Source organism: Streptomyces sp. NPDC050617 (assembly GCF_040654795.1).
GTDB lineage: Bacteria > Actinomycetota > Actinomycetes > Streptomycetales > Streptomycetaceae > Streptomyces.
Window position 1 is genome coordinate 355,339 of the sequence record NZ_JBFAIS010000003.1, and the last position, 16,108, is coordinate 371,446.

Sequence of the window (16,108 nt, forward strand, 5' to 3'; positions counted from 1 at the left end):
GTCGGCCGCCTGCCGGATCGCTGTGAGCAGCTTCTCATCCCCGGCCGGGCGCCGGTGCGGCACCTCCCTGTTCCCTTGCCGCCGGGGCCCGTTCGGGTCCCCGGCCTTTGCGTACGTACCCGCCCATACGCGCGTACGGCCCCCGGCGCCTGGGGCGCGGAGGGCCGTACGGGGAGCGGAGCGGTCTCACCATGCGGTCAGACGGCGGCGGGCTCCGGCTTCTTCGACGGCGACACGGACGGCGCCGGGGCCGGGACCTCGTCGTCCAGCGGGGAGGAGCCGGCGGCGTCGTACATCGCGCGGTCCAGGACCTTCTCCCGTGCCGAGACGACGATCGGGACGACGACCTGGCCGGCGACGTTGGTCGCGGTGCGCATCATGTCGAGGATCGGGTCGATGGCCAGCAGCAGGCCGACGCCCGCCAGCGGCAGGCCCAGCGTGGAGAGGGTCAGCGTCAGCATCACGGTCGCGCCGGTCAGTCCGGCCGTGGCGGCCGAGCCGATGACGGAGACGAAGGCGATCAGCAGGTAGTCGGTGACGCCGAGGTGCATGTGGAAGATCTCGGCGACGAAGATCGCGGCGATGGCCGGGTAGATCGAGGCGCAGCCGTCCATCTTGGTGGTGGAGCCGAAGGGCACCGCGAAGGACGCGTACTCCTTCGGGACGCCGAGCCGCTCGGTGACCTTCTGCGTCAGCGGCATGGTGCCGACCGAGGAGCGGGAGACGAAGGCCAGCTGGATGGCGGGCCAGGCGCCCTTGAAGAACTGGACCGGGTTGGCCTTGGCGACCAGGCCGAGCAGCAGCGGGTAGACGCCGAAGAGGACGAGGGCGCAGCCGACGTAGATGTCGACGGTGAACGTCGCGTACTGGCCGAGCAGGTCCCATCCGTACTGGTAGATGGCCTTGCCGATGAGGCCGACGGTGCCGAGGGGGGCGAGCCGGATGACCCACCACAGGGCCTTCTGGAGGAGCTCCAGGACCGAGCGGCTGAGGGTGAGGATCGGCTCGGCCCGGTCGCCGAGCTTGAGGGCGGCGATGCCCGCGACGGCGGCCATGAAGACGATCTGCATGACCTGGAGTTCGGTGAACGGCGTGACGACGTCCTTCGGGATGATCCCGGTGAGGAAGTCCAGCCAGGAGCCCGAGTGCTGGGGGTTGGCGCCGTCGGCGGCGGTCAGGCCGGTGCCGGAGCCGGGGCTGGTGAGCAGGCCGATGGCGAGGCCGATGACGACCGCGATCAGCGAGGTCACCATGAACCAGAGCAGGGTCCGGGTGGCGAGGCGGGCGGCGTTGTTCACGTTCCGCAGGTTGGTGATGGACACCAGGATCGCGAAGAAGACGAGCGGGGCGACGGCCAGCTTCAGCAGCTGGATGAAGATGCCGCCGATCTTGTCCAGGGTCGTCTGGAGCCAGGCGATGTCGCCGCTCTTCGCGGCCCAGCCGAGGAGGGCGCCGAGGACCAGGCCCAGCAGGATCTGGGCCCAGAACGGCACCTTGGGTATGCGCCGGCTCGACGATGACGTGTTCGTTGACGATGACAACGGAATCTCCGGGGACAGACGGGTGTCAGAGAAAGGGCGTGAACGCGCCAGGAGGTCCGTACGGGATCTCCGGCCGCTGCGGCGATGTCGGGCGGGGCCCGGTCAGCGGCGGCGACAGGCCGCGGACATGCGGCGGCAAAGATCGATGTGCAGGCGCGCCACGAGCACGAGGCTCATGGGGGATCGGTGCGCGGCTGCTGTCTTCATGACAAGTACGTTAACACTCGAACTTTGAGGTTCCCAAAGAATATCTTTGGTATCTCGCGTTACGGACGCCATCAGCCAGGGGCAAGAAGGGGCATCGGGGGTCACAAGGGGGCGAAAACGACAGCGCCCCGCAGGGGAGCGGCTGCTCCCCCGCGGGGCGTGCGTGGGTGTGAGTGCGGCGGCTACACGACGTGATCCTCCTGCGCGGCGTTGGCCGCCAGCGCTTCCTTGGCGCGGTCCACGCGGCCGACGATCTGCTCGGACATGGCGTCACGCTGCTTGCGCAGCAGCACATAGCTCAGCGGCGCGGAGATGATGAGCGCGACCAGCACCATCCAGACCAGGTTGGAGCCGCGCACCGCGAGCGGAATGACGTGCACGGCGCAGAGCACCCAGACGACCGCGAAGCAGACGATGAGGAGGCCGATTCGCATACCGGTGTAGCGGAGCGAGGCGAACTTCTGGCTACTCACGGAGAGACCTTCTTCTCAACGACATCCGAAAGGGGCACCCTCCAGTCAAGCACGCCCCCGATTCGGCCGGAGAAGGGGGAGCCGCATCGAGCCGCATCGAGCCGCGATCGCCGGCCTGAACCGCGAAGACCCCGGCCGTGGCCGGGGTCTCGACGGGTGCGCGCGGTACGCGGCGGAGGGGCGGAGTCAGACGCGCATCGGCTGCGGGGACTCGCGCCGCGCCGGGTCCGGGCCGTCGTACTCGCGGATGATCTCGTAGCGCGTGTTGCGCTCGACGGGGCGGAAGCCCGCGTCCCGGATCAGGTCCAGCAGATCGTCGCGGGTCAGCTTGTTCGGCGTCCCGTAGTTGTCCGCGTCGTGCGTGATCTTGTACTCGACGACCGAGCCGTCCATGTCGTCCGCGCCGTGCTGGAGCGCGAGCTGGGTGGTCTGCACGCCGTGCATCACCCAGAAGCACTTGACGTGCGGCACGTTGTCGAAGAGCAGCCGGGAGACCGCGAAGGTCTTCAGCGCCTCGGCGCCGGTCGCCATCGTCGTACGGGCCTGGAGCCGGTTGCGTACCTTGCCGTCCTTCATGTCCACGAAGTCGTGCTGGTAGCGCAGCGGGATGAAGACCTGGAAGCCGTTCGTCTCGTCCTGGAGCTCGCGCAGCCGCAGCACGTGGTCCACCCGGTGCCGGGGCTCCTCGATGTGCCCGTACAGCATCGTCGCCGGGGTCTTGAGCCCCTTCTCGTGGGCGAGCCGGTGGATGCGCGACCAGTCCTCCCAGTGGGTGGCGTGGTCGACGATGTGCTGCCGGACCTCCCAGTCGAAGATCTCCGCGCCGCCGCCGGTCAGCGACTCCAGGCCGGCGTCGATCAGCTCGTCGAGGATCTCGCTCGCGCTCAGCCCGGAGATCGTCTCGAAGTGGTGGATCTCGGTGGCCGTGAACGCCTTCAGCGCGACGTTCGGCAGCGCCTCCTTGAGGGCCTTCAGCGACCTCGGGTAGTAGCGCCAGGGCAGCGTGGGGTGCAGGCCGTTGACGATGTGCAGCTCAGTGAGGTTCTCGTTCTCCATGGCCTTGGCCAGGCGGACGGCTTCCTCGATGCGCATCGTGTACGCGTCCTTCTCCCCCGGCTTGCGCTGGAAGGAGCAGTACGCGCACGACGCGGTGCACACGTTGGTCATGTTGAGGTGGCGGTTGACGTTGAAGTGCACGACGTCGCCGTTCTTGCGGGTGCGCACCTCGTGGGCCAGGCCGCCGAGCCAGGCCAGGTCGTCGCTCTCGTAGAGCGCGATGCCGTCCTCGCGGGTCAGCCGCTCCCCGGACCGGACCTTGTCCTCCAGCTCGCGCTTGAGTCCCACATCCAGTTTCGATGCAGTCATCCGGTCGCCTCCACTACATGTCCATGTGTCTGCTGTCGCCTTCGGGCCTCTGTCCGTTATCGCCGTACGGGCCTCGTCGAGCCTACGCCTACGGCTCCTCGGGGAGCTCCCCGACCCGGTTCTCCCACTTCGTGGAGAGCACGATGGTGGTGCGCGTCCGCGAGACGCCGCGGGTGCCGGAGAGCCTGCGGATGGTCCGTTCCAGCCCGTCCACGTCGCCGACCCGCGCCTTGAGCATGTACGAGTCGTCGCCCGCGATGAACCAGCAGTCCTCGATCTCCGGCAGGTCGCGCAGCCGCCGCGCCACGTCCTCGTGGTCGGCGGCGTCCGAGAGGGAGATGCCGATCAGGGCCGTCACGCCGAGGCCGAGCGAGGCGGAGTCGACCGTCGCGCGGTACCCGGTGATCACGCCGGCCGCCTCCAGGCGGTTGATCCGGTCGGTGACGCTCGGCCCCGAGAGCCCCACCAGCCGGCCGAGTTCCGCGTACGAGGCTCTGCCGTTCTCCCGCAGAGCCTGGATGAGCTGCCTATCCACCGCGTCCATGCGCCTGACACCTTCCATTAATCAGCGAACTCGCAGTTTTGCATGTAGAATCTAAGGCGTACAGGGCAGATGCCCTGCAAAACCGTCACACGATCACAGCAGATCTAGGAGTGTGTCCCGTGTACACGATCGAGATGGCCTACGCCCGGATGCGTGAGCTTCAGGACGAGGCCAAGCGTTCGCGTGCTCACCAGCCCACCGCTGCCGCCGCCCGCCGCACCGGAACGATGTTCCGCACCGCGCGCGCCAAGAAGCGCTGAGCCTTCTAACCCTCACGAGAGCCGCCACCCAGCTCTCCCTCCCAGCGGCGGTACAGCCGATGCGGCACCCCTGCCGCGTCCAGCACCCGCCCCGCGACGAAGTCCACCAGATCCTGGATGTGCGTCGCCCCCGCATAAAACGCCGGAGAGGCGGGCAGCACCACGGCGCCCGCCTCGTCCAGTGCCACCAAGTGCTTCAGCGTCTGGCCGTTCAGCGGCGTCTCGCGCACCGCCACCACCAGCGGCCGCCGCTCCTTGAGCGTCACGCTCGCCGCCCGCTGCAGCAGATCCTTCGAGAGTCCCAGCGCGACCCCGGCCACGCAGGCCGTCGACGCGGGCACGATCAGCATCCCCTGTACGGGGTACGAGCCCGACGACGGCCCCGCGGCCAGATCCCCGGCCGCCCAGTACCGCACCCCCGACACATCGACGTCGAAGACGCCCGGCTTGCCGTCCGCGCCCCGGGCGAGCCACGCCGCCAGGTCGTCGCGCCAGTGCGCGTCGCGGAAGCTGATGCCCGTCTCGTCCAGCAGGGTCAGCCGCGAGGCGCGGCTGACCACCAGGTCCACGTCCTCGCCCGCGCTCAGCAGCGCGCGCAGCACCGCCGCGGCGTACGGGGTCCCGGACGCGCCGGAGACCCCCACCAGCCAAGGGCGGCGTGCTCTTGTGTGTTCGTACGGCTCCACGATCCGAGCCTATCCGGCCGCCGCGGGCCCGCGGCCCCGGCCGCTAGACCGTGAGCCCCCGCACCAGCAGGTCGAGCAGGACGCACACGAACAGCGTGATCCCGATGAACCCGTTGGTCTGGAAGAACGCCCGGTTCAGCCGGGACAGGTCGTGCGGCTTGACGATCGTGTGCTCGTAGCAGAACGCCACCGCGACGATCGCCAGACCGATCCAGAAGAACACCCCGGCCTGGGTGGCCACCCCGTACCAGGCCAGCAGCGCCGTGGTCAGCACATGGCAGACCCGCGCCCCGTACAGCGCGGCCGGGACGCCGTACCGCGCCGGGGTCGACTTCACCCCGTGCGCCCGGTCCGCCTCCACGTCCTGGGAGCCGAAGATCAGGTCGAAGCCGCCGATCCAGATGCCGACCGCGAGGCCGAGGATCACCGCCTCCCACGACCACTCCCCCGTGACCGCGAGCCACGCGCCGATCGGGCCCATCGCCTGCGCCAGGCCCAGGATCGCGTGCGGGAAGTTGGTGAACCGCTTCCCGTACGGATAGACCACCATCGGCACCACGGCGATCGGCGCGAGCGCCAGGCACAGCGGGTTCAGCGCCGCCGCCGCGCCCAGGAAGACCACGACCGCCACCAGCGCGCCGGTCCACGCGGAGCGCACCGACACCGCGCCCGTCACCAGCTCGCGGCCGGCCGTGCGCGGATTGCGGGCGTCGATCTCGCGGTCGATGATCCGGTTGCAGGCCATCGCGAAGGTGCGCAGCCCCACCATGGCGACGGTCACCAGCAGCAGCCGCCCCCAATGGATCTCCTCGTCGAGCCGGTACATCGCGGTGAGGGTGGCGATGTACGCGAAGGGCAGCGCGAAGACGGAGTGCTCGATCATCACGAGCCGCAGGAACGCCCGCACCTTGCTGCTGGGCTGCGCGGGCCCCGGCCCCAGTACTCCTTCGGCGGCCGACATCACAGCCCGCACTCCGGTCCGCACCCGCGCGGACGGGGATTCCCCGGCTCCGCGCTCTCCTCGGCGGTCATGGACTGAGCTTTCACAGCCCGTACTCCTTCCAACGCTTCGTCACCTTTTCGGCGACCTCCGGGTCCGACTCGACCATCCGCGGCCAGCCGCCGTCGCGCGTGTACCCCTCCTCGGGCCACTTCGCGGTCGCGTCGATACCCGCCTTGCCGCCCCAGAACTGCTGGTACGAGGCGTGGTCGAGGTGGTCGACGGGCCCCTCGACGACGGTCAGGTCGCGCGCGTAGTCCGTGTTGCCCAGCGCCCGCCAGGCGACCTCGTGCAGGTCGTGGACGTCGCAGTCGGCGTCCACCACCACGATCAGCTTGGTGAGCGACATCATGTGCGCGCCCCAGATCGCGTGCATGACCTTCTGCGCGTGCTTGGGGTACCGCTTGTCGATCGCGACGATCGCGCAGTTGTGGAAGCCGCCCGACTCCGGCAGGTGGTAGTCCACGATGTCCGGCACGATGATCTTCAGCAGCGGGAGGAAGAACCGCTCGGTGGCCCGGCCGAGGGGACCGTCCTCCGTCGGCGGCCGGCCCACCACGATCGACTGGAGCAGCGGCCGCCTGCGCATCGTGACGCAGTCGATGGTCAGCGCGGGGAACGGCTCCTGCGGCGTGTAGAAGCCGGTGTGGTCGCCGAACGGCCCCTCCGGCAGCATCTCGCCCGGCTCCAGCCACCCCTCGATGACCACCTCGGCCTGCGCCGGGACCTGGAGCGGCACGGTCTTGCAGTCGACCATCTCGATCCGCTTGCCCTGCACGAACCCCGCGAACAGGTACTCGTCGATGTCGCCGGGCAGCGGCGCGGTCGAGGCGTACGTCACGGCGGGCGGCGCCCCGAAGGCGATCGCGACGGGCAGCCGCTCGCCGCGCCGGGCGGCCACCTGGTAGTGGTTGCGGCTGTCCTTGTGGATCTGCCAGTGCATGCCGATGGTGCGCTTGTCGTGGCGCTGGAGGCGGTAGAGGCCCAGGTTGCGCACGCCGGTCTCGGGGTGCTTGGTGTGGGTGAGCCCCAGGTTGAAGAAGGAGCCGCCGTCCTCGGGCCAGGTGAAGAGCGCCGGCAGCCGCTCCAGGTCGACGTCGTCGCCCGTGAGCACCACTTCCTGTACGGGCGCGGCCTCGCCCTTCACCTTCTTCGGCGGTACGTGCGTCATGTTCGCGAGCTTCCCGAACGCCTCCCGCACCCCGACGAAGCCCTGCGGCAGCTCGGGCTTCAGCAGCCCGCCGATCCGGTCGCTGATGTCGTCGTACGACTTCAGACCGAGCGACTTCAGCAGCCGGCGGTCGGTCCCGAAGACGTTCATGGCCAGCGGCATCGCCGCGCCCTTCACGTTCTCGAAGAGCAGCGCCGGACCGCCCGCCTTGTTCACCCGGTCGACGATCTCCCCGATCTCCAGATAGGGGTCGACTTCCGCCTTGACGCGCTTGAGGTCGCCGTCGCGCTCAAGGGCTCTCAGGAATGAGCGAAGATCGTCATAAGCCATGCCATCAAGTATCAAGCACGCACTACCCTTGTCCCGTCACGGGGGCCGCCGACCGGCCCGTTCCTTATTCTCTGGGGGCTCGCCACCATGCTCAGGTATCTGCCGTTCCTGCTGATCCTGGCCCTGTGGATCTACGCCTTCATCGACTGCCTGAACACCCCGGAGAACGAGGTCAGGGGGCTGCCGAAGATCGCGTGGGTGTTCATCATCCTGCTCTTCGGCGAGGTGCTGATCGGTCCGATCGCCTGGCTCGCCGCCGGCCGCCCGCGCGCCGCGGCGGGCCCCGGCGCGGCGGCGGGGGCCGGGCCGCGCCGGGCCTGGGTGGCGCCGGACGACAACCCCGAGTTCCTGAAGTCCATCCGCGAGGACGGGCCGTCCGACGAGAAGCGGGCGCGGGACGAGGAGCTGCTCAAGAGCTGGGAGGCGGATCTGCGCCGCCGTGAGGAGGAGATCCGTCGCAAGGAGGGCGGCCCGGAGGACGTGCCGCCGAAGAGCTGACGCGTACGTCGGTCCCCTTCGCCCAGCTCGTAAATCGGCTCGTACGGGCGCCGTACGGGCCGCTCCGCTGTCCGGCTGACGCCGACCGGGGCGCAAGACGGCCGCATCGGTCAACTCCCGTCCCTTCACAGCCATTTGTTGCATCGTTCACGTATTCGCTCCTGCCGTTGGTGCGCACGCGCCGCGAGAGTCTGATCCGGCCCACTGGGGCCCGTATGCGACTCGAGCGAGAGGGACACCCATGCCCGACATGACCCGACGCAGACTCCTCGGCTCGGCGGCGGGCGCGGTCGGCGGCGCGGCGGCGCTGTCGCTGCTGCCGCCGAGCGTGCAGAAGGCGGTGGCCGCCGGACCGGAACGGCGCGGCTCGCTGGACGACATCGAGCACGTCGTGCTGCTGATGCAGGAGAACCGGTCCTTCGACCACTACTACGGCACCCTCAAGGGCGTACGCGGCTTCGCCGACCCCGACGCGCTGCGGCTCCCGGGCGGGCGCTCGATCTTCTACCAGCCGGACGAGGTGAACCCCGAGGGGTATCTGCTGCCGTTCCGGCTCGACACCCACAAGAGCAGCGCGCAGGCGATCCCCTCCACCAGCCACGCCTGGGCCGTGCAGCACGAGGCGTGGAACGGCGGGAAGATGGACCGCTGGCTGCCCGCGCACCGCAAGGCGGACGGGAAGAACGGCCCGTACGTGATGGGCTACCACACCCGGCGGGACATACCGTTCCAGTTCGCGCTGGCCGAGACCTTCACCATCTGCGACAACTACTTCTGCTCGGTCTTCGGCCCGACCTGGCCCAACCGGCTCTACTGGATGACCGGGACCATCGACCCGTCCGGCACGCAGGGCGGCCCGATCACCAACAACACGGCGCCCACGCCGTACCGGTGGACCACCTACGCCGAGCGGCTCCAGCAGGCCGGGGTGAGCTGGCGCGTCTACCAGCAGCAGGACAACTACGGCTGCAACATGCTGGAGAACTTCAAGGTGTTCAAGGACGCCAAGCCGGGCGACCCGCTGTACGAGCGCGGCATGCGCAAGCTCGCGGCCGAAGCCTTCGAGGAGGACGCCCGCAACGACCGGCTCCCCGCGGTGTCCTGGATCATCCCCACCAGCACCGAGTCCGAGCACCCGGACTACCTGCCGGCCGCGGGCGCCGACTTCGTCGCCCGGAAGATCGAGGCCATCGCGTCCAACCCGAAGGTGTGGCGCAAGACCGCGTTCATCCTCAACTACGACGAGAACGACGGCCTCTTCGACCACGTGCCGCCGCCCACGCCGCCCGCCGGGACGAAGGACGAGTACGTACGGGGACTGCCGATCGGCGGCGGCTTCCGGGTGCCGTGCACGATCATCTCGCCGTGGACGGTGGGCGGCTGGGCCGCCGGGGACGCCTTCGACCACACCTCGGTGCTCCAGTTCCTGGAGCGCTGGACGGGCGTCGAGGAGCCCAACATCACCGACTGGCGCCGCGACACCTTCGGCGACCTCACCTCCGCCTTCGGCTTCCGCCACGCCGCCCACCGCCCGCCGCGCCTGCCGCACGACACGGCGCGCCAGCTGGAGCGCGCGAAGTGGGAAGTGGCCAACCTCCCCAAGCCCACCCTCCCCACCACCGACCAGCAACCCCCCCACCAGGAACGCGGCCACCGCAAGCGCCGCTGACCCTCCGGGTCGGGCACACCGGCCTCGCGACTGGCGGGTGGGTCAGTCGCGGGGCCAGTTTGATGTGTCGATGACGACGTCCGTACCGGGGAGACCGAAAGCGGTACCGAAGGCGTACGTACTCACGTCGTCGTACTCGTCGCCTTTGGGCGCGTGATGGACGTGCACGAAACCCCGCTTCGGGTCGGCGATGACGTACGTGGGGACCCCGGCTCGGGCGTACGTCACGAGCTTCGCGTCGTAGTCGTCGCGGCGGCTGCCTCGCGAGACGACCTCGGCCACCATTTCGACGTCGCGGTAGCTGTGGTTGCCGTTCTCGTCCTCTTCCGCGCCGTCCTTCACCAGCGTCACATCCGGCACGTAGCCGTTGAGGACACCGGGGAAATCGATGCGCACGTCCCACAGGATGTTCGCATCGACCCCGTAAGCATCCTCCAGAGCACGATTCAACCGCCGGATGATCGTGGCGTGCACCTTGCGCTGCGGGTTCAGGACGATCTCCCCTTCGATGATCTCCGCGCGGTAGTCCCCGGGCACGTTCATGCCCTCTATCACCGCGAACATTTCGTCCAGCGCGGCCGAGTCCTCCACTGCGGCGGTCATCCGAACCTCCCTAGCCGATTGATCCGAGTCTACGGTCGTAAGCGCCCCGATCGCCCGTGCTCCACTCGAACGGGCTACGCCCTCAGCACGACGGCCCGCACCCCTCCCGGAGGGAAGCGGTGCGGGCCGTGGGAGCGAGCGCAGCGTGCGGTCAGACGCCCGCGTACGAGTGTTTGCCGGTGATGAAGATGTTGACGCCGTAGTAGTTGAAGAGGTAGCAGGCGAAGGCGATGAGGCCGAGGTAGGCGGCCTTGCGGCCCTTCCAGCCGGCGGTGGCGCGGGCGTGGAGGTAGGCGGCGTAGGCGACCCAGGTGATGAAGGACCAGGTCTCCTTGGGGTCCCAGCCCCAGTAGCGGCCCCAGGCGGCCTCGGCCCAGATGGAGCCCGCGATGATGGTGAAGGTCCACAGCGGGAAGACCGTGGCGTTGACGCGGTAGGCGAACTTGTCGAGGGTCGCGGAGGCCGGCAGCCGCTCCAGGGCGCTGTCCCAGCCCATCTGCACCCGCACGCCGACCCTCGTCCAGCGGCTGCTCGCCGGGGTGTTCCGCAGCTTCTTCGCCAGGATGTCGCCCCCGGTCCGGCCCGCCGCCTGGCGGACCTCGAAGCCGTCGCGGAAGCGGTAGAAGAGGGAGGAGACCGCGCCGACGTACAGCGACGCGCCGGAGATGATCGCGCAGGAGACGTGGATCCACAGCCAGTACGAGTGCAGCGCGGGCACGAGCTGGTCGCTGGAGGTGTAGAGCACGGAGACGGCGAGGCCGAGGTCGAGGAGGATCGTGGTGACCAGCGGCAGGCCGAGCCAGCGGATGTTCTTCTTGGCCAGCAGCAGGCCGAGGTAGACCGCCACCGCCACCATCCCGAAGGTGGTGGAGAACTCGTACATGTTGCCCCAGGGGGCCCGTTCCACGGAGAGCGCCCGGGTGAGCACCCCGCCGAAGTGGATCACGAACGCCAGCACCGTCAGGGAGATGGCGATACGGCCGTACATGTCCCCCTTCTCGCTGCCGCCCGCCGCGCCCGGCCCGTCGGGCACGTCGCGGGCGCCCGCCGCCGCGCGGGTTACCACCTTCGGGCGCTCCAGCACCGCCGTGCCCGTACCGCCCTTCTGCGCGACCTGCACGGTCACGCTCTTCGGCGCCGTCTCGGCGGTCAGCGCGGCGGCCGTGCGGCCGACCGCGCTGCGGCTGCCGAACACCCACTCCGCGATGTGCGCGAGAAACGCCAGGGTGTAGACGGCCATCGCCGAATAGATCAGCACATTGCTGGTATGGGCCAGGTTCTCGTTGGCTGCGGCAGCGATATTCACGCGCGCGCTCCTTCGGAGGGATCAGCGGGGTCTGCGGGATCGGAGGGATCGGTGCCCGGGTCCGGCTCCGGGACGGGCATGGCGTGGGGCTGGAGCGCCAGCGCGAGGTCGCCGAGCTCCTCGGGCAGCTTCGCGGACTCGCTGCGGCCGAGGCCGCCGAGCTCCACGACCGTACGCCCGTCCTCGCCCTCGACCGCCCGCACCCACACGCGGCGGCGCTGGATGAACAGGGATCCGGCGAGACCGAGCAGCGCGCCGACCGCTCCGGCCAGCGCGGTGCCGTTGCCCGGCTGGTGGGAGACCTGGAAGGTGGCCCAGGTCTTGATGGCGTCGAACTTGAGCGTGCCGGCGCCGTTCGGGAGCGTCATGGTGTCGCCGACGCGCAGCAGGTCCGCGAACGGCTTGCCGCCCTTGTCCTTGAACTGCTTCATCTTCGACGTGTCGAGCTTGTAGACGCTCTGCGGCAGCCCCGAGTCCAGGCCCAGGCTGCCGTGGTACGCGGTCAGCACCAGCGCCGGCGAGTCCAGCGCCGGGAACTGCGACATCATCGTGCCGGTCCTCTTGACGACGTCGAGGTCCAGCGTCGGCACGAAGTTGCCCTGGAAGCCGATCTGGTCCTTCTTGCCGTCCTTGTCGCGGTAGTCCGGCACCTTGAGGATCGTGGACTCGGTGAGGTTCTTGCCGTCCACGGGCAGCGAGGCCACCGGTCCCCGGAACGCGACGTTGCCCTTGCCGTCCCGGACGGTGACGACCGGCGCGTAGCCGTGGCCCTGGAGGTAGACCTTCGAGCCGCCCGTCTCCAGCGGCTTGTTCACCTCGACCACGCGCTTGCTCGGCTTGCCGTCCACGCCGTCGTAGTACGTGACGTGGGCCCGGAAGACGCGCGGGGTGCCCTTCTCCGGGCCGGTGCGCTCGTAGCTGGAGTCGAAGCCGTTCAGGTCGAAGCTGAACGGCTGGAGGTCGTCCTGGTCGAAGAGCGTGCCGGGCTTGAAGTCGTCGTACTGCGACATGGTGTTGGAGAACCCGTCGCCCTCGACGATCAGCTTGGAGCCCTCGGCCTTGAAGAGCTGGCCGGTCGCGAAGGCCACCAGCATCACGATCAGCGAGATGTGGAAGAGGAGGTTGCCCGCCTCCCGCAGATAGCCCTTCTCGGCGGCCACCGAGCCGGTCGCGGTCTCCGTGCGGAACCGCTTGCCCCGCAGCACCTTCCGCGCCGCGGCCAGCACCTCCTCCGGCTCGGCCTCGGTGCGCCACGTGGTGTACGCGGGCAGCCGGGTCAGCCGGCGCGGAGCGCCCGGCGGCCGGCCGCGGAGCTGGCCGACGAACTGCCAGGTGCGCGGCACGATGCAGCCGATGAGCGAGATGAACAGCAGGATGTAGATCGCGGAGAACCACACCGAGCTGTAGACGTGGAAGAGCTGGAGCTTCTCGTAGATCGGCGTGACGGTGGGGTGCGCCTTCTGCCAGTCCTCGACCTTGACCGAGTCGACGCTGGTCTGCGGCACGAGCGAGCCGGGGATGGCGGCCAGCGAGAGCAGGAACAGCAGGATCAGCGCGACCCGCATCGAGGTGAGCTGGCGCCAGAACCAGCGGGCCCACCCGATGACGCCCATCGACGGCAGCTTGCCCGTCGGTCCGGTCTCGGGGGCCTCGACCGGCGCCGTGGACAGCTGGGCGCCGGCCTCGCCGAGATCCTGGTCCTCGTCGGCGGGGGTGGGTGTCTTGGCCATCAGATCAGACCTCGGGAACGAAGGATTGGGTCCACGACTGCATATCGGCGACCATGCTGTCCCACGCGCCGGTGACGAGCAGCACGCCGACCGCGACGAGCATCAGGCCGCCGATCCGCATGACCCAGGTGTAGTGGCGCTTGACCCAGCCGAACGCCCCGAGGGCCCGCCGGAAGGCGATCGCGGCGAGGATGAAGGGGAGGCCGAGGCCCACGCAGTAGGCGACCATGAGCAGCGCGCCGCGCCAGGCGCTCGCCTGGTCGAGGGCGAGGACGTTGACGGCGGCGAGGGTGGGGCCGATGCACGGCGTCCAGCCGACCCCGAAGAGGACGCCCAGCAGCGGCGCCCCGGCCAGCCCCATCGCGGGCTTCTTGTGGAAGCGGAACTCCCGCTGCCCGAAGAGGCTCATGAACCCCATGAAGGCGAGGCCGAGCACGATGGTGAAGGCCCCGAGGACCTTGGAGATGATCTCCTTGTGCGCCTGGAGCTGCCAGCCGAAGTTGCCGAACAGGGCGCCGCCGGAGACGAAGACGGCGGTGAAGCCGAGGACGAAGAGCGAGGCGCCGATCACCATGCGGCCGCGCTTGGCGTTGCCGAGGTCGGTGCCGCTGACGCCGGTGACGTACGAGAGGTAGCCGGGGACCAGCGGCAGCACGCAGGGGGAGAAGAAGGAGACGAGACCGCCGAGCACCGCGATGGGCAGCGCGAGCAGCAGGGCTCCGCTCAGAACGGTCTGGTTCATGTCACTTCTTCTCCGCGACCAGCGGGTCGAGCGTCTTGCGCAGGTCGTCCACGCTCAGCGCCTGGGGGGCGCGGGCCGCGATCTTCCCGTCCCGGTCGATGAAGATCGTGGAGGGGATGAACTGCGGGTTGAGGCTGCCCTTGGGGAAGCGCAGCAGCAGCTTGCCCGAGGAGTCGTGGAAGCTCGGGTACGGGACCTCGAACTCCTTCTCGAAGCTGATCGCCTGGGCGGTGTCGGGGTCGCGGGTGTTGAGCCCGACGAACTGGACTCCCTTGTCCTTGTACTCGTTGGCGACCTTGGTGAGGTTGGGCGCCTCCGCGCGGCAGGGCGGGCACCACGAACCCCACACGTTAAAGACGACGATCTTGCCCTTGTAGTCCTTCTTGAGGTCGAGCTCTTTGCCCTGAAGGGTCTTGCCGGCGATGTCCGGCGCGCTCTCCCGGTCGTCCGCGTTCTTGACGACGCTGATGCCGCCCTTGCCCTGCACGAACTTGGTGTCGCCGCCGCCCTTGGCCGTGTCGCCGGATCCGCAGGCGCTCAGGGTCAGGGCTGCTGCGGCGGCGCCGGCGGCCAGCACTGCGGCACGACGGTGGCGTGTGGTGCGTCGAGGGGCGCGGCTGGCACTCATGTGAAAAGTTTCGCATGGGCACCCCCGCGATCTTCCGCGCCCCCCTCGACGGCGATTCTCAGCCCCGCGACGGGGTCCACTTCTGGCCCACCCCGAGCTTGCGGAGGTCCGCGAGCACCTTCGGGTCCTGCGCGTCCATCCAGTCCACGAGCTGCCTGAAGGAGACCAGCCGGACGTCCTTGTGCTTCTCGTCGGCGATGTGCTTCAGGGCTTCCTCGACGGCGTCCATGTAGATGCCGCCGTTCCACTGCTCGAAGTGGTTGCCGATGAAGAAGGGGGCGCGGTTGGTCTCGTACGCGCGCTGGAAACCGGCGATGTAGGACCGGGTGGCCTGCTGCCGCCAGGCCGGGTAGTTGGACGACGGCGCCTTCGTCGAGTTCTTCGACTGGTTGAAGAGCATGTTGTAGTCCATGGACAGGACCTCGAAGCGGTGGCCGGGGAACGGTATCGCCTGGAGCGGCAGATCCCATACGCCGTGCTTCTTCGTCGGCCATATCTGGAGCCCGCCCGACGAACTCGCGTCATAGCGCCAGCCGAGTTTCGCGGCGGTCGGCAGGAGATTGTCCTGGCCGAGCAGACACGGCGTACGGCCGCCGACGAGTTCCTTCGAGTAGTCGAATGGCAGCGGTTCGAGGTCCGAAAAACCGGTGTTCGTACGCCACTTGGTGACGAAGGACATCGCCTGGTCGATTTCCGACTGCCATTGCGCGGGCGTCCACTTGGCGACGGAACCGGAACCCGCGCAGAAGTGCCCGTTGAAGTGCGTGCCTATCTCATGGCCTTCGAGCCAGGCCGCGCGCACGTTCTGCAGCGTCGCCTTGATGTGGTCGTCGGTGAGATAGCCGATGTCCGAGGCGCCGACCTTGTTGTTCGGCGGCCGGTACATGTTCTTCTTCGCCTCCGGCAGGCAGTACAGCCCGGAGAGGAAGAAGGTCATGCCCGCGTTGTACTCCTTGGCGAGCTTGCGGAAGCGGGGGAAGAGCCCGTTGCCGACCTCGCCCGCGCCGTCCCAGGAGAACACCACGAACTGCGGCGGCTTCTGCCCCGGCGCCAGCCGCTCCGGCTTCGGCGGCTGATGCGGCTGCGGCCCCGCGTCGGCCGTGGAGCCGTCGCCTATCGGCTTCGCCCTCGCCTGTTCACTCGCCTTCGCCCGCGGGTCCTTCGTGCCGCCCTTGCCCCGGTCCGATCCGGACCCGGAATCCGAGGAACAGCCGGCCACACCCAATGCGGCAGCAGCTCCCACTCCCATTCCGAGCAGCCCGCGTCGGCTGATGTCGCGCATTACTTCCCCATCCGTGCTCGCCGTGCTCACCATCCATATAAATGGACGTCCGGTAAGACTGCACGACGAGCGC

General features: G+C 69.1%; 16 protein-coding genes. 3 read left to right on the forward strand and 13 right to left on the reverse strand.

The genetic code is table 11. From position 1 onward, the window contains the following. Window positions 1-197: 197 nt before the first annotated feature. The 4 genes from AB0I49_RS06710 to AB0I49_RS06725 all read right to left on the reverse strand — a co-directional run bounded on the left by AB0I49_RS06710 (window position 198) and on the right by AB0I49_RS06725 (window position 4,130). Window positions 198-1,541 (reverse strand): dicarboxylate/amino acid:cation symporter, encoded by a 1,344-nt coding sequence (locus tag AB0I49_RS06710; protein ID WP_363225720.1) that lies wholly within the window; start codon window positions 1,539-1,541, stop codon window positions 198-200. Window positions 1,542-1,930: 389 nt separating this feature from the next. Beyond that, window positions 1,931-2,221 (reverse strand): DUF4229 domain-containing protein, encoded by a 291-nt coding sequence (locus tag AB0I49_RS06715; protein ID WP_363225721.1) that lies wholly within the window; start codon window positions 2,219-2,221, stop codon window positions 1,931-1,933. A 186-nt stretch (window positions 2,222-2,407) separates the two neighbouring features. Next, window positions 2,408-3,571: an aminofutalosine synthase MqnE gene (mqnE, locus tag AB0I49_RS06720; RefSeq protein WP_363225758.1), complete on the reverse strand. Its 1,164-nt coding sequence runs from the start codon at window positions 3,569-3,571 to the stop codon at window positions 2,408-2,410. Window positions 3,572-3,674: 103 nt separating this feature from the next. Beyond that, the gene (locus AB0I49_RS06725) at window positions 3,675-4,130 is read right to left on the reverse strand and encodes an Lrp/AsnC family transcriptional regulator (protein WP_363132913.1); all 456 of its coding nucleotides are present in this window, start codon (window positions 4,128-4,130) and stop codon (window positions 3,675-3,677) included. A gap of 119 nt (window positions 4,131-4,249) precedes the next feature. Between AB0I49_RS06725 and AB0I49_RS06730 the strand changes: the two genes are divergently transcribed. Next, window positions 4,250-4,390 (forward strand): hypothetical protein, encoded by a 141-nt coding sequence (locus tag AB0I49_RS06730; protein ID WP_363225760.1) that lies wholly within the window; start codon window positions 4,250-4,252, stop codon window positions 4,388-4,390. Between the two features lie 5 nt (window positions 4,391-4,395). On the opposite strand, the gene AB0I49_RS06735 is transcribed toward AB0I49_RS06730, so the two are convergent. The 3 genes from AB0I49_RS06735 to AB0I49_RS06745 all read right to left on the reverse strand — a co-directional run bounded on the left by AB0I49_RS06735 (window position 4,396) and on the right by AB0I49_RS06745 (window position 7,577). Beyond that, on the reverse strand, window positions 4,396-5,076 hold the full coding sequence (locus AB0I49_RS06735) for a UbiX family flavin prenyltransferase (protein WP_363225722.1): 681 nt from the start codon (window positions 5,074-5,076) through the stop codon (window positions 4,396-4,398). Window positions 5,077-5,119: 43 nt separating this feature from the next. Next, window positions 5,120-6,037 (reverse strand): menaquinone biosynthesis prenyltransferase MqnP, encoded by a 918-nt coding sequence (mqnP, locus tag AB0I49_RS06740; RefSeq protein WP_363225723.1) that lies wholly within the window; start codon window positions 6,035-6,037, stop codon window positions 5,120-5,122. A gap of 82 nt (window positions 6,038-6,119) precedes the next feature. After that, entirely contained in the window at window positions 6,120-7,577 is a 1,458-nt protein-coding gene (locus AB0I49_RS06745) for a menaquinone biosynthesis decarboxylase (RefSeq protein ID WP_363225724.1), read from the reverse strand. 87 nt (window positions 7,578-7,664) lie between these two features. On the opposite strand from AB0I49_RS06745, the gene AB0I49_RS06750 reads away from it, so the two are divergent. After that, window positions 7,665-8,075, forward strand: coding sequence for a PLD nuclease N-terminal domain-containing protein (locus AB0I49_RS06750; RefSeq protein WP_363225725.1), 411 nt, complete (start codon window positions 7,665-7,667; stop codon window positions 8,073-8,075). 241 nt (window positions 8,076-8,316) lie between these two features. Beyond that, on the forward strand, window positions 8,317-9,744 hold the full coding sequence (locus AB0I49_RS06755; RefSeq protein WP_363225726.1) for an alkaline phosphatase family protein: 1,428 nt from the start codon (window positions 8,317-8,319) through the stop codon (window positions 9,742-9,744). Window positions 9,745-9,786: 42 nt separating this feature from the next. Here AB0I49_RS06755 and AB0I49_RS06760 read toward each other — a convergent pair whose 3' ends face one another. The 6 genes from AB0I49_RS06760 to AB0I49_RS06785 all read right to left on the reverse strand — a co-directional run bounded on the left by AB0I49_RS06760 (window position 9,787) and on the right by AB0I49_RS06785 (window position 16,035). Next, window positions 9,787-10,347 carry a Uma2 family endonuclease gene (locus AB0I49_RS06760; RefSeq protein ID WP_363225727.1) on the reverse strand — a complete coding sequence of 187 codons (561 nt, stop codon included), beginning with the start codon at window positions 10,345-10,347 and terminating at the stop codon, window positions 9,787-9,789. A gap of 151 nt (window positions 10,348-10,498) precedes the next feature. Next, window positions 10,499-11,653, reverse strand: coding sequence for a c-type cytochrome biogenesis protein CcsB (ccsB, locus tag AB0I49_RS06765; protein ID WP_363225728.1), 1,155 nt, complete (start codon window positions 11,651-11,653; stop codon window positions 10,499-10,501). Further along, window positions 11,650-13,383, reverse strand: a complete 1,734-nt coding sequence (locus tag AB0I49_RS06770; RefSeq protein WP_363225729.1) for a cytochrome c biogenesis protein ResB — start codon at window positions 13,381-13,383, stop codon at window positions 11,650-11,652. Before AB0I49_RS06770 ends, ccsB begins: the two co-directional genes overlap by 4 nt. A 4-nt stretch (window positions 13,384-13,387) precedes the next feature. Continuing rightward, window positions 13,388-14,125: a cytochrome c biogenesis protein CcdA gene (locus tag AB0I49_RS06775; protein ID WP_363225730.1), complete on the reverse strand. Its 738-nt coding sequence runs from the start codon at window positions 14,123-14,125 to the stop codon at window positions 13,388-13,390. 1 nt (window position 14,126) lies between these two features. Beyond that, entirely contained in the window at window positions 14,127-14,753 is a 627-nt protein-coding gene (locus tag AB0I49_RS06780; RefSeq protein WP_363225731.1) for a TlpA disulfide reductase family protein, read from the reverse strand. A 58-nt stretch (window positions 14,754-14,811) separates the two neighbouring features. Further along, on the reverse strand, window positions 14,812-16,035 hold the full coding sequence (locus AB0I49_RS06785; protein WP_363225732.1) for a hypothetical protein: 1,224 nt from the start codon (window positions 16,033-16,035) through the stop codon (window positions 14,812-14,814). Window positions 16,036-16,108: the final 73 nt, after the last annotated feature.